This is a genomic window from Streptococcus sp. 5004 (assembly GCF_013276755.1).
In the GTDB taxonomy this organism is placed as follows: Bacteria; Bacillota; Bacilli; order Lactobacillales; family Streptococcaceae; genus Streptococcus.
In genome coordinates, this window is sequence record NZ_VMLP01000017.1 from 1 (window position 1) to 13,763 (window position 13,763).

Sequence of the window (13,763 nt, forward strand, 5' to 3'; positions counted from 1 at the left end):
GCTAACGCTAGCCTCGCAGCGCTTGGACTTCTTGGATCCCTAAGTGGATTTGGACTTCTTGCTCGCAAGAAAAAAGAGGACTAAAAACGCATAGTTTTTGAGAAGATGATTCGTCATCTTCTTTTTTTATTTCGGTGTTTTTACTTGCGTAAAAAAATTTTTTCTAGTATAATAGTTTATTGTGAGCGAACCTCACTTACCCCTTGCAAAGTCTTGGGGTCATTAGACCAAAAGGAGGAACATATCAATGGCTAAATACGAAATTCTTTATATCATTCGTCCAAACATTGAAGAAGAAGCTAAAAACGCTTTGGTAGCACGTTTTGACTCTATTTTGACTGACAACGGTGCAACTGTTGTTGAATCAAAATCTTGGGAAAAACGTCGTCTTGCATACGAAATCCAAGATTTCCGTGAAGGACTTTACCACATCGTTAACGTTGAAGCAAACGACGATGCAGCTCTTAAAGAGTTTGACCGTCTTTCAAAAATCAACGCTGACATTCTTCGTCACATGATCGTCAAAATTGACGCGTAAGAAGGTAAACTATGATTAACAATGTTGTACTTGTAGGGCGTATGACACGTGACGCTGAGTTGCGTTATACCCCATCGAATGTAGCAGTTGCGACTTTTACTCTTGCAGTAAACCGTACATTTAAGAGTCAAAATGGCGAACGTGAGGCTGATTTTATCAATGTCGTTATGTGGCGCCAACAGGCTGAAAACCTTGCTAACTGGGCTAAAAAAGGCTCACTTATCGGGGTGACAGGTCGTATCCAGACTCGTAGTTACGATAACCAGCAAGGACAACGTGTCTACGTGACAGAGGTCGTGGCTGAGAATTTCCAAATGTTGGAAAGCCGTAGTGTGCGTGAGGGTCATACAGGTGGAGCTTACTCTGCACCAACTGCAAACTATTCAGTGCCTACAAATTCAGTACCAGACTTTTCACGTGATGAAAATCCATTTGGAGCAACAAATCCATTGGATATTTCAGATGATGATTTACCATTCTAATGGACAACTAAAATTATAAAGGAGAAAAAACATGGCTCAACAACGTCGTGGCGGATTCAAACGCCGTAAAAAAGTTGATTACATCGCAGCAAACAAAATTGAATATGTTGATTACAAAGATACTGAGCTTCTTAGCCGTTTCGTTTCAGAACGTGGGAAAATCCTTCCTCGTCGTGTAACAGGAACTTCAGCTAAAAACCAACGTAAAGTAACAACAGCTATCAAACGCGCTCGCGTAATGGCTTTGATGCCTTTCGTAAACGAAGATTAAAGAAAAGACCCGGTTGGGTCTTTTTTTCAGGTCCGGGTGGACCTCTTTTTCAGACCCCGACGGGTCTTTTTTTCACGAGCCTTGAAATGAGAATGCGAGTTGGGTCCAGTGGACCTCTTTTTCATGAGCCTTGAAATGAGAGAGCGAGTTGAGGTCCAGTGGACCTCTTTTTCAGACCCGGTTGGGTCTTTTTTCACTAGATAGTTTTTTTCTGACCTTGGCGTGCTATAATGGTAATAGAAAGAGTAAAGGTGGGTGAGTCAAAGATGAATTGTACGATTAGAAATATGATTAAGTCTGATATTGAATCCTTATCTCATGGATTTATGAATCAAGGTTGGCCTGGTAGAGAGGAGATTTTAACTCGATACTTCAAGGAGCAGGAAAGTGGAGAGAGAGAAGTCTTAGTTGCAGAGATTGATGGTGCTGTAGCGGGCTACGTTACCATTTTGCCCTCTGCTAAACATGGTCCTTTTGCAGAAGTCTATCCAGAATTATCAGATTTTAATGTGTTTGAGCCTTTTAGAAATCAAGGGATTGGGAATCAATTGCTAGAAGAAGCAGAAAAACGAGTCAAGTTTGTTTCGAGTAAGGTCACTCTTGGTGTAGGTTTGCACTTAGGCTATGGCCCTGCCCAGAGATTGTATATCAGACGGGGCTACATTCCAGATGGGACAGGTGTCTGGTATCGAAATCAACCCTTGGAAATGAATGCAACTAGCCAAAATAATGATGATTTGGTTTTGTATCTAGTAAAAGAATTCGGATAAGAGACAAGGATTTTATTGGGGATGTGGGATTTCTCTACTTTATGGTATAATGGAAAGAGTTAGATTGAAAGAGGTAGTGAGATGGATGCCAAATTAAGATATAAGGCAAAGAAGATCAAGATTGTCTTTTTTGATATTGATGATACATTGCGGAATTCCAAGACAGGTTTTATTCCGGCTTCAATCCCAGCTGTTTTTAAGCAATTACGTGAGAAAGGAATTTTGACAGGTATTGCTTCTGGACGAGGGATTTTTGGTGTCGTGTCAGAAATTCGTGAACTGAATCCTGACTTTTTTGTGACCTTAAATGGGGCTTATATCGAAGATAAAAAAGGTCAGGTTATTTATCAACATCAGATTGAGAAGTCAGATGTTGAGGAGTATATCTCTTGGGCCAAGCAAGAGGAAATAGAGTATGGCTTGGTTGGGAGTCATGATGCCAAGTTGTCTATTCGTACAGATATGATTAGTGAGGCTATCAATCCAATTTATCCTGATTTAGATGTGGATCCAGATTTCCATGAGAAAGAAGAAATCTATCAGATGTGGACTTTTGAAGATAAGGGAGATGACTTGCACTTGCCTGACAGTCTCTCAGACAAACTTCGCATGGTTCGTTGGCATGAGCATTCGTCTGATATTGTGCCAATTTCAGGCTCCAAAGCGACGGGTGTGGAAAAGGTTGTGGAACACCTTGGTTTGAAACCAGAGAACGTCATGGTTTTTGGAGATGGGCTCAACGACTTGGAACTCTTTGATTATGCTGGAATCAGCGTTGCCATGGGAATTTCTCATGATAACATCAAAGAAAAAGCAGATTATATTACAAAAACATTAGAAGAAGATGGCATTTTTGATGCCTTAGAAGGATTTGGTATGGTAGAAAAAGAATTGCATTTCCCACAAGTAGACATTGAAACAGTAGAAGGTCCTATCGCGACTATTAAGACCAATCACGGAGACTTGCGTATCAAGCTTTTCCCTGAACATGCTCCTAAAACAGTGGCTAACTTTGTAGCTCTTTCAAAAGATGGTTACTATGATGGTGTCATTTTCCATCGTATTATCAAGGACTTTATGATTCAAGGTGGAGACCCAACTGGAACTGGTATGGGTGGCGAGTCCATCTACGGCGAATCATTTGAGGATGAATTCTCAGAAGAACTTTACAATATCCGTGGTGCCCTTTCTATGGCCAATGCAGGTCCAAATACCAACGGCAGCCAGTTCTTTATCGTGCAAAATCAACATTTGCCTTATTCTAAGAAAGAAATTGCTCGTGGTGGTTGGCCAGAACCGATCGCAGAAATCTATGCTAACCAAGGTGGGACACCTCACCTAGACCGCCGTCACACGGTTTTTGGACAGTTAGCTGATGAAGCATCTTACGCTGTCTTGGATGCCATTGCTGCTGTTGAGACAGGGGCTATGGACAAGCCAGTTGAAGATGTCGTGATTGAAACAATTGAAATCGAGGACTAAGATGAAAATCGGTGATAAGCTAAAGGGGCGTATTACAGGGATTCAGCCCTACGGTGCCTTTGTTGAGCTAGAGACGGGTGATACGGGGCTGATTCACATTTCAGAGATTCGGACAGGCTTTATTGAAAATATCCATGAAGCCTTGAAAGTCGATGAAGAGGTTCAGGTTCAGGTAGTAGATTTAGATGAATTTACAGGGAAAGCTAGTCTTTCTATCCGCACTTTGGAGGAAGAAAAGCACCAGTTTCCGAGACGGAGACGCTTTTCAAGCGACCGTTTTAACTACGGCTTTGCGCCTCTTAAACGAATGATGCCAATTTGGACTAGAGAAGCCTTGCACCATTTAAAAAAGAAGAAGTAGTTTAGAATTTTATATTTTTTGTAATGTTAATATAAATCTGCTATAATAGAACCATGGAAGAAGAACAATTATTAAAATCAGGGGAGCGCATTAACCAGCTCTTCTCAACAGATATCAAAATCATTCAAAATAGAGAGGTTTTTAGCTATTCGGTGGATAGTGTTCTCTTGTCACGTTTTCCACGTTTTCCTAAAAAGGGCTTGATAGTGGATTTCTGCGCTGGAAATGGAGCAGTGGGGCTATTTGCTAGCACTCGTACTCAGGCACAGATTTTGGCTGTTGAGATTCAGGAGCGTTTGGCGGATATGGCTGAGCGCTCTGTCCGTTTGAATGGATTAGAGGAGCAGATGCAGGTCATCTGTGATGATTTGAAAAATATGCCTGCTTACATCCAGGGAAGTAAGGTGGATATGATTTTGTGTAATCCGCCCTATTTCAAGGTGGATCCTCATTCCAACTTAAATGAGAGTGAACATTATCTCTTGGCGCGCCATGAAATCACGACCAATTTGCAGGAAATCTGTCGTAGTGCCCAGAGTATTCTCAAGTCTAATGGACGGTTGGCCATGGTTCATCGTCCTGACCGACTCTTGGACATTCTGGATACGTTACAACGGCATAATCTAGCCCCTAAGCGTCTGCAATTTGTCTATCCAAAAAAAGAAAAGGAAGCCAATATGCTCTTGATTGAAGCTATCAAGGATGGTTCAACAAGTGGCTTTAAGGTCTTACCACCTCTCATTGTTCACAATGATGATGGCTCTTATACGCCGGAACTCGAAGAGATTTATTATGGATTATAAGGCTTATATGTATGTGCTGGAGTGCCGTGATGGTTCCTACTATACGGGTTATACCACTGACGTGAGGAGACGCCTTGCTGTCCACAATAGTGGGAAGGGAGCCAAGTATACTAGGGCTCGCTTACCAGTGAAACTTATTTATGCAGAAGGATTTGCCAGTAAGGAAGAAGCCATGTCGGCAGAAGCCCTTCTCAAGCGTAAGAAGAGGCCACAGAAGGAAATATTTTTATCTGAAAATCAAGATAGAAATTTACTCAGTTATTTTGAAGAGTAGCGGGGAGTCCTTTGACTCCTCTTACTTTTGTCAAAAAGCGAAAAAAATGCTACAATAAAGAGAATAAACAAAATGAGGTATTATCATGTCTAAGATTCTAGTATTTGGTCACCAAAATCCAGACTCAGATGCCATCGGGTCATCTGTAGCTTTTGCCTACCTTGCAAAAGAAGCTTACGGTTTGGATACGGAAGCTGTTGCCCTTGGAACTCCAAATGAAGAAACAGCCTTTGTCTTGAACTATTTTGGTGTGGAAGCACCGCGTGTTATCACTTCTGCTAAAGCAGAAGGCGCAGAGCAAGTTATCCTGACTGACCACAATGAATTCCAACAATCTGTATCAGATATCGCTGAAGTAGAAGTTTATGGTGTGGTGGACCACCACCGCGTGGCTAACTTTGAGACTGCAAGCCCACTTTACATGCGTTTGGAGCCAGTTGGTTCAGCGTCTTCAATCGTTTACCGTATGTTCAAAGAACATGGTGTAGCTGTGCCTAAAGAGATTGCTGGTTTGATGCTTTCAGGTTTGATTTCAGATACCCTTCTTTTGAAATCACCAACAACACACCCAACAGATAAGGTTATTGCTCCTGAATTGGCTGAATTAGCTGGTGTCAACTTGGAAGAGTATGGTTTAGCTATGTTGAAAGCTGGTACAAACTTGGCTAGCAAATCTACTGACGAATTGATTGACATCGATGCTAAAACTTTTGAATTGAACGGAAATAATGTCCGTGTTGCCCAAGTGAACACAGTTGACATCGCTGAAGTCTTGGAACGTCAAGCAGAAATTGAAGCTGCAATGCAAGCTGCTAACGAAGCAAACGGTTACTCTGACTTTGTCTTGATGATTACAGATATCGTCAACTCAAACTCAGAAATCTTGGCTCTTGGTGCCAATATGGGCAAGGTCGAAGCGGCTTTCAACTTCAAACTTGAAAACAATCATGCCTTCCTTGCTGGTGCCGTTTCACGTAAGAAACAAGTGGTACCTCAATTGACTGAAAGCTTTAATGCTTAAGATTTTGGGTGTCAGTTCAAAATCGGAAAGGCTAGTTTGCCTTATATCGAAAGGAGTTTCGGCTCCTTTTTTTCTAGGAGTGAAGCATGTTAGAAACTGGTGATTTGATTTTTGTGAGAGATGAGTCGGACATGGGGCAAGCCATCCAGATTTCAACAGGTAACTATAGCCATGTTGCTATTTATTTGGATGGGATGATTTATCATGCTAGTGGACAGGCGGGTGTTGTTTGTCAGGAATCAGCAGACTTCTTTGAGTCTAATCACTTGTACGACCTCTATGTCTACCCAGAAATGGATATCCAGTCGGTGAAGGAAAGAGCTTGTAAACATCTAGGGGCACCCTACAATGCTTCTTTCTATCCAGATGGAGAAGGTTTTTACTGTTCTCAGTATATGGTAGAAATCCTCCCCATTTTTGAAACTATTCCCATGAAATTTGGTGATGGGGAGCAGGACATTAGTGATTTTTGGAGAGAGTATTATAGAGAACTAGGTCTGCCTGTTCCTCTGAACCAAGCTGGGACCAATCCTAGTCAGTTGGCAACATCACCTCTGTTAGAATGTAAAGAAAGGAATCTTCATGATTCAGATTTTTAATCCATCTCGTTTGACGAGACAGCCATTTTTTGGAGAATTGATCCGCTATCTGGACCAGCATGAGGATGTGATTCTACGGGAAATTAAGACTCAATTTCCAGATGTAGCAGTTGACAAACTCATGGAAGAGTATATAAAAGTGGGCTTGGTTCGTCGGGAAAATAAGCGTTATTACCTCAATCTTCCTATGCTTGAATCACTCGATAGTCTCGAACTGGATCAAGAGATTTTTGTCAGCGAAGATAGCCCGGCCTATCAAGCTTTGTTGGAGCAGAGTTTTGAGACAGAATTGCGCAATCAAACCAATGCAGCTATTTTAGTTGAAAAAACAGATTTTGCGCGGACTAAAATGACCCTGTCTAATTATTTCTACAAGGTCAAACATCAGTATCCTTTGACAGAAAAACAGCAGGAACTTTATGACATTTTGGGAGATGTTAATCCTGAGTATGCCCTCAAGTATATGACGACTTTTTTGTTGAAATTTCTCAAAAAAGACCAGCTTATGCAGAAACGCCGAGACATCTTTGTGGATAGTTTAGTTGTCCTAGGTTATATTGTCCAAAATGAAGATGGAAAGTATGAGTTGGCCGTTGATTTTGACAAGGAGAGATTAACTTTCTATTTAGTGTGATTGCTTTTTCTGAGCACATTGTTTGACTTTATCTATCGATAAGTTTATACTAATGTAACCGATAACACATATCGGAATAGAACTAAAGGAGACAATCATATGTCACTTGAAAACAAATTGGAACAAGCAACAGGTGCTGTCAAAGAAGGTTTTGGTAAAGTTACTGGAGACAGCAAGACAGAACTTGAAGGAGCTGTTGAAAAAACAGTTGCTAAGGCAAAAGAAGTAGTTGAAGATGCTAAAGGTGCTGTAGAAGGTGCCGTTGAAGGTTTGAAAAACGCTTTTAAATAAAAATAGAAAAAATCAAGGGTTTCATTTCCCTTGATTTTTTACTATCTTATAAATAATTTTCTGCGACAGCTGCATCTCCAGGATAGGCTTCTTTCTTTCCTTGGACGATTTGGTAGCAATCGGCTCCCTTACCAGCGATAATGACAGCATCTAATTCGTGATTTGTGATAGTCATAGCTGCCTTGATGGCTTCTTGGCGATCCGCAATTTTTTCAACAGGATGATTGATGTAGCTACTAATTTCATCCGCAATGGCCATAGGGTCTTCATAGTTGGGGTCATCAGCAGTCAGAAAGACTTGAATCTCAGGGTGTTGATTGAGGAGAAGGCCAAAGTCTTTGCGACGACTTTCTCCCTTGTTTCCTGTCGAACCTAATACCAGAGCAATATTTCCTGTTTGATGAGTTTCTACAACATTGATGAGTTTTTTGAGACTGTCACCATTGTGGGCATAGTCGATGAAAACCTTGGCACCATTTTTCTGAGTGAGGACTTCCATACGACCAGGAACACGGGTTGCAGCGATTCCTTTTTTGATGTCCTCAAGACTAGCTCCGAGACGGAGACAAGCAAGTCCAGCAGCAACGGCATTTTCTTGGTTGAAGTGGCCAATGAGTTGAATATCATAATCTCCAGCGAGTTTACCTCTAGCTGAGAAGCTAAAGGCTTTGGAATTCTCGATTTGGTTATCAGATTGGTTACCATAGAAATCATGCTCTTGATCTGCCACTTGTTCTTTTAGTACAGAAAAGTGATCCATGTCACTGTTAATGATGACTGCTCGGCTATTTTCCATCAAGAGACGCTTGTGGTAGAAGTAGTCTTCAAAGCTAGGGTGTTCAATCGGGCCGATATGGTCTGGGCTGATATTGAGGAAAACTCCCACATCAAAGGTTAGATCATAGACACGTTTGACCAGATAGGCTTGACTGGAGACTTCCATGATGAGGTGGGTACGGTCATTTTGCACAGCTTGATACATCATATCAAAGAGGTCAATACTCTCAGGGGTTGTCAATGCAGACTTAAAGAAAGTCTTGCCATCTAAAGTTGTGTTCATGGTCGACAACATTGCAGGTCGATGCCCTTGAGATAAGATATTATAAGCGAAATAAGCTGCTGTTGTCTTACCCTTGGTTCCAGTAAAGGCAAGGAGTTTGAGTTTTTCCTGTGGATTTCCATAAAATTCCATAGCAATCAGACTCATGGCTTTCTTAATGTCGTTCACGATAATGGCAGGAATACCAACCTCATAGTCCTTTTCAGCTACATACCAACCGAGTCCTTGAGAGATTGCTGAAAGCAGAAATTCCTTCTTAAAGGCAGCACCCTTGACGAAAAAGAGGCTCTTTTCTTTAGCCTTGCGACTGTCATAGCAGATGGTGTCAAATACGACATGACTGTAGTTGTAGTGGTAGTGTCCTTGGTCGATAATCTCACGGAAGAGACCATCTTTCTTTAATATATCTAATACGGTTTCAATTTTTATCATACTTTCTATTGTAAACCGAAAGTCGCAAATTTACAAGTAACAAGGAAAAGTTTATAATGGAAGATAAGGAGTTTTTCCTAGTTATCAAAATTGAATGAGGAATCTATGTCGCACGAAAACAATCACCAGCAGGCCCAGATGTTACGGGGGACTGCTTGGCTAACGGCTAGTAACTTTATCAGTCGCCTGCTTGGGGCTATTTACATTATACCTTGGTATATCTGGATGGGGTCTTATGCGGCTACAGCAAATGGTCTCTTTACCATGGGCTACAATATCTATGCCTGGTTCTTGCTGGTTTCAACAGCAGGGATTCCAGTTGCGGTGGCCAAGCAAGTTGCCAAGTACAATACCATGCGAGAAGAGGAGCATAGCTTTGCCCTGATTCGGAGCTTTTTAGGCTTTATGACAGGACTAGGCCTGGTTTTTGCTTTAGTCTTGTATCTCTTTGCTCCTTGGCTAGCAGACTTATCTGGCGTGGGCAAAGACTTGATACCGATCATGCAGAGCTTGGCTTGGGGAGTCTTGATTTTCCCATCTATGAGTGTTATCCGAGGCTTCTTCCAAGGGATGAATAACCTCAAACCTTATGCCATGAGCCAAATTGCTGAGCAGGTCATTCGTGTTATCTGGATGCTCTTAGCAACCTTTATCATTATGAAACTTGGTTCAGGAGATTACCTAGTAGCGGTTACCCAATCAACCTTTGCGGCCTTTGTCGGCATGGTCGCCAGTTTTGCAGTTTTGATTTATTTCCTTGCTCAAGAAGGCTTACTCAAAAGAGTCCTTGAAACAGGAGATAAGATTAACAGCAAGCGTCTTTTGGTCGATACTATTAAGGAAGCCATTCCTTTTATCCTGACAGGGTCTGCCATCCAGCTCTTCCAGATTTTGGATCAGCTGACCTTTATCAATAGTATGAGTTGGTTTACCAACTATAGTAATGAAGACTTGGTTGTCATGTTTTCTTATTTCTCAGCCAATCCTAATAAAATCACGATGATTTTGATTTCTGTTGGGGTTTCGATTGGGAGTGTAGGCTTGCCACTTTTGACTGAAAACTATATCAAGGGGGACTTGAAGGCAGCTTCTCGTCTTGTTCAGGACAGTCTCACCCTACTCTTTATGTTTCTGCTACCAGCAACGGTTGGAGTGGTCATGGTAGGAGAACCTCTTTATACAGTCTTTTATGGCAAGCCAGATAGTTTGGCCATGGGCTTGTTTGTCTTTGCAGTTTTGCAGTCTATTATTTTAGGCTTGTACATGGTCTTGTCTCCAATGCTTCAGGCTATGTTCCGCAACCGTAAGGCCGTTCTCTATTTTATCTATGGTTCTATTGCCAAGCTGGTCTTGCAACTGCCTACCATCGCCCTTTTCCACAGTTATGGTCCCTTGATTTCAACAACCATTGCTCTCATCATTCCTAACGTCTTGATGTATCGAGATATTTGTAAGGTAACGGGTGTCAAGCGCAAGGTGATTGTGAAGCGAACCATTTTAATCAGTTTGCTGACCCTAGTTATGTTTCTGTTAATAGGAACCATCCAGTGGCTGTTAGGATTTTTCTTCCAACCAAGTGGGCGTTTATGGAGTTTCCTATATGTAGCCCTTGTCGGTGCCATGGGTGGGGGTGTTTATGGAGTCATGAGTCTTCGTACCCGTCTATTGGATAAGGTGATTGGAAAAGCCCAAGCAGACCGCCTGCGAGTAAAATTTAAGCTTTCGTAAGATAGCATTTATAAATAAAAGGAATAAGTTGAACAATCTTTTAGGAGAACTTGAAACTTATTCCTTTTTTAGCGTCAAAATAGCTAAAATTATCTTTTGAAAGTAGAAGATGAGGTCTTTTTCGATTTTTTTTGGAAAAAATCATTGACTAAACAAACTAAACGTTGTATAATAAAACAAATATTTAAATCAGGAGGTTCTGGAAATGAAAAAGTCTAAGAGCAAATATCTAACCTTGGCAGGTCTTGTCCTGGGTACAGGAGTTTTATTGAGTGCCTGTGGAAATTCTAGCACAGCATCAAAAACATACAATTATGTTTACTCAAGTGATCCATCTAGTTTGAACTATCTAGCAGAAAACCGTGCAACAACAAATGATATTGTGACCAACCTGGTAGATGGTCTTATGGAAAATGACCAATATGGGAACTATGTTCCATCCTTGGCTGAGGATTGGACTGTTTCTAAGGACGGTTTAACCTATACCTACAAACTTCGTAAGGATGCTAAGTGGTTTACTTCTGAGGGAGAAGAATATGCACCTGTAACTGCTCAGGATTTTGTAACCGGTTTGCAATATGCAGCTGATAAAAATTCAGAAGCCTTGTATCTAGTGCAGGACTCTGTTGCAGGTTTGGATGACTATATCACTGGGAAAACAAGCGACTTTTCAACTGTCGGTGTCAAGGCACTTGATGACCAAACGGTTCAATACACCTTGGCTCGACCAGAACCTTACTGGAACTCAAAAACAACCTCAACCATTCTCTTCCCAGTCAATGCAGATTTCTTGAAATCAAAAGGGGATGATTTTGGGAAGGTAGACCCTGCTAATATTTTGTACAGTGGACCTTTCTTGATGAAAGCTTTTGTTTCAAAATCTGTCATCGAATACAAGAAAAATCCTAACTACTGGGATGCTAAAAATGTCTTTGTAGATGATGTCAAATTGACCTACTATGATGGTAGTGACCAAGACGCTCTTGTTCGTAACTTTACAGACGGAGCCTATAGCTACGCTCGTCTCTATCCGAATAGTTCAAGTTATGAAGGAATTAAAGAAAAATACAAAGATGATATCGTCTATAGCATGCAAGATGCCACTTCTTACTTCTTAAACTTTAATCTGGATAGACAATCTTATAAATTCACTTCCAAGACAAGTGATGCTGAAAAGAAATCGACTCAAGAAGCGGTTCTTAATAAAAACTTCCGTCAAGCTATTAATTTTGCCTATGATCGGACAGCTTACGGGGCTCAATCTCAAGGAGAAGATGGTGCAACTAAGATTTTGCGTAACTTGGTTGTTCCTCCAAACTTCGTAAGTATCAAGGGAAAAGACTTTGGTGAAGTAGTGGCTTCTAAGATGGTCAATTATGGTAAGGAATGGCAAGGAATCAACTTCGCGGATGCCCAAGATCCATACTACAATCCAGAGAAAGCCAAAGCCAAATTTGCAGAAGCTAAGAAAGAATTAGAAGCTAAGGGGGTAACATTCCCTATCCACTTAGATAAAAATATAGAGTTGACCAATAAGGCTGAAATTCAAGGAATCAATTCCATGAAGCAATCAATTGAGTCTGTCTTAGGTGCAGAAAATGTTGTGATTGATGTCCACCTACTTTCTACAGAGGACTATGATAGTTCAGGTTATCTAGCTCAAACAGCTGCGCAAAAAGACTACGATCTCTACAATGGTGGTTGGAGTGCGGACTATCTTGATCCATCTAGCTATCTTGATATCTTTAGTGTCAAGAATGGTGGGGTTCTACAAAGTCTTGGACTCGAGCCTGGTGAAGCCAATGACAAGGCCAAGGCTGTTGGATTGGATGTCTACACTCAAATGTTGGAAGAAGCTAATAAGGAACAAGATATTGCAAAACGCTATGAAAAGTATGCTGAAATCCAAGCTTGGTTAGTAGATAGCTCTCTAGCAATTCCAAATGTTTCACTTGGTGGAACACCAACATTGAGAAAACTCGTTCCTTTCTCAGCACCTTATTCATTGGCTGGTAATAAAGGGGTTGAATCCTATAAATACCTCAAAGTACAAGATAAGATTGTCACAACAGACGAATATGCAAAAGCCAGAGAAAAATGGTTGAAAGAAAAAGAAGAATCTAATAAAAAAGCTCAAGAAGAATTGGCAAAACATGTGAAATAGGGATTTTTCAAGAAAAACGATGGTTTCGAAAGAAGCTGTCGTTTTTTAATAGAATGATAGTAAATTTGGAAGAAAAATCTCACATTTTTTTCTTTGTTTCTTGAATTTATGTTATAATGAATATAACAAAAACGTGAGAAACTATTTTCGAAAGTCTCTTCCAGTGTTAACTGAAGTATGCACATGCTAGGATGATTTAATAGGAGGGATGCTGTCTACTAAAAAATAAGATAAAACGCAACAATTGATAAGTTCTTCTTTATGTGAAGAGTTTTTATCGGCCTGTTTACTAATCGTTATGGAGGTATCATCATGGGCGCTATTATGGAGTTTGCAACAGAAAAACAGATTGCATCATTTCTGTCAACTTGTCGCATTGAAGGGCAAAAGAATTTTCTGATGGCCTTCAAGAAAAAGACATGGCTGAAATCCTTTATTGATTTCTTCGTTGTAGGAGGAAGTTACTATGTTCAGTCGAGTGTGAAGCCTAAAATTCTGGCATTCACACCTAAGGGGATCTATTTGATGGACATCAGTGATGTAACTGAGAATCGTTTTAATCAAGTCCTTGAGATGCCTTGGAATCAAGTTAAAGATTTTACTTATAAGCCAGTCTTGAATACAGTTAGGCTGAACTGGAACTATCAAAATGAAGCCTATATTTTTTCCGTGGATGTCGGTCAGATTAGTCAGCGTGTGGGCCAGTATCAATTTAACAAAGACCATTATGACTATTTAGCCCAACAGGATTTTTTCGTTCACAGTAAACCCTAGCAATCATTTTCACAAAAGAATCTGGAAGCTTTTCTGGATTCTTTTTAGCTTTACTAGCTAGTACTCAATGAAAATCAAA

General features: G+C 40.7%; 16 protein-coding genes. 15 read left to right on the forward strand and 1 reads right to left on the reverse strand.

Translation table 11 applies throughout. The annotated features are described in order from the left end of the window. The first annotated feature begins 247 nt into the window (after positions 1-247). From rpsF to HT685_RS06045, 12 genes are all read left to right on the forward strand, one after another. Complete coding sequence (gene rpsF / locus HT685_RS05990) at positions 248-538, forward strand: 30S ribosomal protein S6 (protein ID WP_166731100.1); 291 nt, start codon at positions 248-250, stop codon at positions 536-538. Positions 539-549: 11 nt separating this feature from the next. Continuing rightward, positions 550-1,020, forward strand: a complete 471-nt coding sequence (gene ssbA, locus HT685_RS05995; protein WP_112444282.1) for a single-stranded DNA-binding protein SsbA — start codon at positions 550-552, stop codon at positions 1,018-1,020. A 31-nt stretch (positions 1,021-1,051) separates the two neighbouring features. Continuing rightward, the gene (gene rpsR, locus HT685_RS06000; protein ID WP_000068664.1) at positions 1,052-1,291 is read left to right on the forward strand and encodes a 30S ribosomal protein S18; all 240 of its coding nucleotides are present in this window, start codon (positions 1,052-1,054) and stop codon (positions 1,289-1,291) included. A gap of 266 nt (positions 1,292-1,557) precedes the next feature. Further along, a complete protein-coding gene (locus tag HT685_RS06005) occupies positions 1,558-2,061 on the forward strand; it encodes a GNAT family N-acetyltransferase (RefSeq protein WP_173225478.1) in 504 nt (167 codons plus the stop codon). A gap of 81 nt (positions 2,062-2,142) precedes the next feature. Next, on the forward strand, positions 2,143-3,543 hold the full coding sequence (locus HT685_RS06010; protein ID WP_100104449.1) for a bifunctional Cof-type HAD-IIB family hydrolase/peptidylprolyl isomerase: 1,401 nt from the start codon (positions 2,143-2,145) through the stop codon (positions 3,541-3,543). A gap of 1 nt (position 3,544) precedes the next feature. Then, positions 3,545-3,904 (forward strand): S1 RNA-binding domain-containing protein, encoded by a 360-nt coding sequence (locus HT685_RS06015; protein WP_119942147.1) that lies wholly within the window; start codon positions 3,545-3,547, stop codon positions 3,902-3,904. A 53-nt stretch (positions 3,905-3,957) separates the two neighbouring features. Continuing rightward, complete coding sequence (locus tag HT685_RS06020) at positions 3,958-4,707, forward strand: tRNA1(Val) (adenine(37)-N6)-methyltransferase (protein WP_119942151.1); 750 nt, start codon at positions 3,958-3,960, stop codon at positions 4,705-4,707. Then, positions 4,697-4,981: a GIY-YIG nuclease family protein gene (locus HT685_RS06025; RefSeq protein WP_173225475.1), complete on the forward strand. Its 285-nt coding sequence runs from the start codon at positions 4,697-4,699 to the stop codon at positions 4,979-4,981. The genes HT685_RS06020 and HT685_RS06025 overlap by 11 nt, the downstream gene beginning before the upstream one ends. A gap of 85 nt (positions 4,982-5,066) precedes the next feature. Continuing rightward, complete coding sequence (locus tag HT685_RS06030; RefSeq protein WP_173225472.1) at positions 5,067-6,002, forward strand: manganese-dependent inorganic pyrophosphatase; 936 nt, start codon at positions 5,067-5,069, stop codon at positions 6,000-6,002. 86 nt (positions 6,003-6,088) lie between these two features. Further along, complete coding sequence (locus tag HT685_RS06035) at positions 6,089-6,601, forward strand: YiiX/YebB-like N1pC/P60 family cysteine hydrolase (protein ID WP_173225469.1); 513 nt, start codon at positions 6,089-6,091, stop codon at positions 6,599-6,601. Continuing rightward, positions 6,585-7,235, forward strand: a complete 651-nt coding sequence (locus tag HT685_RS06040; RefSeq protein ID WP_173213523.1) for a DUF1803 domain-containing protein — start codon at positions 6,585-6,587, stop codon at positions 7,233-7,235. The genes HT685_RS06035 and HT685_RS06040 overlap by 17 nt, the downstream gene beginning before the upstream one ends. Before the next feature lie 99 nt (positions 7,236-7,334). Further along, positions 7,335-7,526: a CsbD family protein gene (locus HT685_RS06045; RefSeq protein WP_024478880.1), complete on the forward strand. Its 192-nt coding sequence runs from the start codon at positions 7,335-7,337 to the stop codon at positions 7,524-7,526. A gap of 46 nt (positions 7,527-7,572) precedes the next feature. On the opposite strand, the gene HT685_RS06050 is transcribed toward HT685_RS06045, so the two are convergent. Then, on the reverse strand, positions 7,573-9,018 hold the full coding sequence (locus tag HT685_RS06050; RefSeq protein ID WP_173278977.1) for a UDP-N-acetylmuramoyl-L-alanyl-D-glutamate--L-lysine ligase: 1,446 nt from the start codon (positions 9,016-9,018) through the stop codon (positions 7,573-7,575). A 105-nt stretch (positions 9,019-9,123) separates the two neighbouring features. Between HT685_RS06050 and HT685_RS06055 the strand changes: the two genes are divergently transcribed. The 3 genes from HT685_RS06055 (at position 9,124) to HT685_RS06065 (ending at position 13,684) form a co-directional block, all read left to right on the forward strand. Next, complete coding sequence (locus HT685_RS06055) at positions 9,124-10,746, forward strand: polysaccharide biosynthesis protein (RefSeq protein ID WP_173278978.1); 1,623 nt, start codon at positions 9,124-9,126, stop codon at positions 10,744-10,746. 205 nt (positions 10,747-10,951) lie between these two features. Further along, on the forward strand, positions 10,952-12,910 hold the full coding sequence (locus tag HT685_RS06060) for a peptide ABC transporter substrate-binding protein (RefSeq protein WP_173278979.1): 1,959 nt from the start codon (positions 10,952-10,954) through the stop codon (positions 12,908-12,910). A gap of 312 nt (positions 12,911-13,222) precedes the next feature. Further along, positions 13,223-13,684 carry a hypothetical protein gene (locus tag HT685_RS06065; protein WP_173278980.1) on the forward strand — a complete coding sequence of 154 codons (462 nt, stop codon included), beginning with the start codon at positions 13,223-13,225 and terminating at the stop codon, positions 13,682-13,684. Positions 13,685-13,763 lie beyond the last annotated feature (79 nt).

What these genes read in the sequence shown, in the direction of transcription:
- rpsF (WP_166731100.1), top strand. Translation starts at nt 248, where the DNA reads ATGGCTAAATACGAAATTCTTTATATCATTCGTCCAAACATTGAAGAA.
- ssbA (WP_112444282.1), top strand. Translation starts at nt 550, where the DNA reads ATGATTAACAATGTTGTACTTGTAGGGCGTATGACACGTGACGCTGAG.
- rpsR (WP_000068664.1), top strand. Translation starts at nt 1,052, where the DNA reads ATGGCTCAACAACGTCGTGGCGGATTCAAACGCCGTAAAAAAGTTGAT.
- HT685_RS06005 (WP_173225478.1), top strand. Translation starts at nt 1,558, where the DNA reads ATGAATTGTACGATTAGAAATATGATTAAGTCTGATATTGAATCCTTA.
- HT685_RS06010 (WP_100104449.1), top strand. Translation starts at nt 2,143, where the DNA reads ATGGATGCCAAATTAAGATATAAGGCAAAGAAGATCAAGATTGTCTTT.
- HT685_RS06015 (WP_119942147.1), top strand. Translation starts at nt 3,545, where the DNA reads ATGAAAATCGGTGATAAGCTAAAGGGGCGTATTACAGGGATTCAGCCC.
- HT685_RS06020 (WP_119942151.1), top strand. Translation starts at nt 3,958, where the DNA reads ATGGAAGAAGAACAATTATTAAAATCAGGGGAGCGCATTAACCAGCTC.
- HT685_RS06025 (WP_173225475.1), top strand. Translation starts at nt 4,697, where the DNA reads ATGGATTATAAGGCTTATATGTATGTGCTGGAGTGCCGTGATGGTTCC.
- HT685_RS06030 (WP_173225472.1), top strand. Translation starts at nt 5,067, where the DNA reads ATGTCTAAGATTCTAGTATTTGGTCACCAAAATCCAGACTCAGATGCC.
- HT685_RS06035 (WP_173225469.1), top strand. Translation starts at nt 6,089, where the DNA reads ATGTTAGAAACTGGTGATTTGATTTTTGTGAGAGATGAGTCGGACATG.
- HT685_RS06040 (WP_173213523.1), top strand. Translation starts at nt 6,585, where the DNA reads ATGATTCAGATTTTTAATCCATCTCGTTTGACGAGACAGCCATTTTTT.
- HT685_RS06045 (WP_024478880.1), top strand. Translation starts at nt 7,335, where the DNA reads ATGTCACTTGAAAACAAATTGGAACAAGCAACAGGTGCTGTCAAAGAA.
- HT685_RS06050 (WP_173278977.1), bottom strand. Translation starts at nt 9,018, where the DNA reads ATGATAAAAATTGAAACCGTATTAGATATATTAAAGAAAGATGGTCTC.
- HT685_RS06055 (WP_173278978.1), top strand. Translation starts at nt 9,124, where the DNA reads ATGTCGCACGAAAACAATCACCAGCAGGCCCAGATGTTACGGGGGACT.
- HT685_RS06060 (WP_173278979.1), top strand. Translation starts at nt 10,952, where the DNA reads ATGAAAAAGTCTAAGAGCAAATATCTAACCTTGGCAGGTCTTGTCCTG.
- HT685_RS06065 (WP_173278980.1), top strand. Translation starts at nt 13,223, where the DNA reads ATGGGCGCTATTATGGAGTTTGCAACAGAAAAACAGATTGCATCATTT.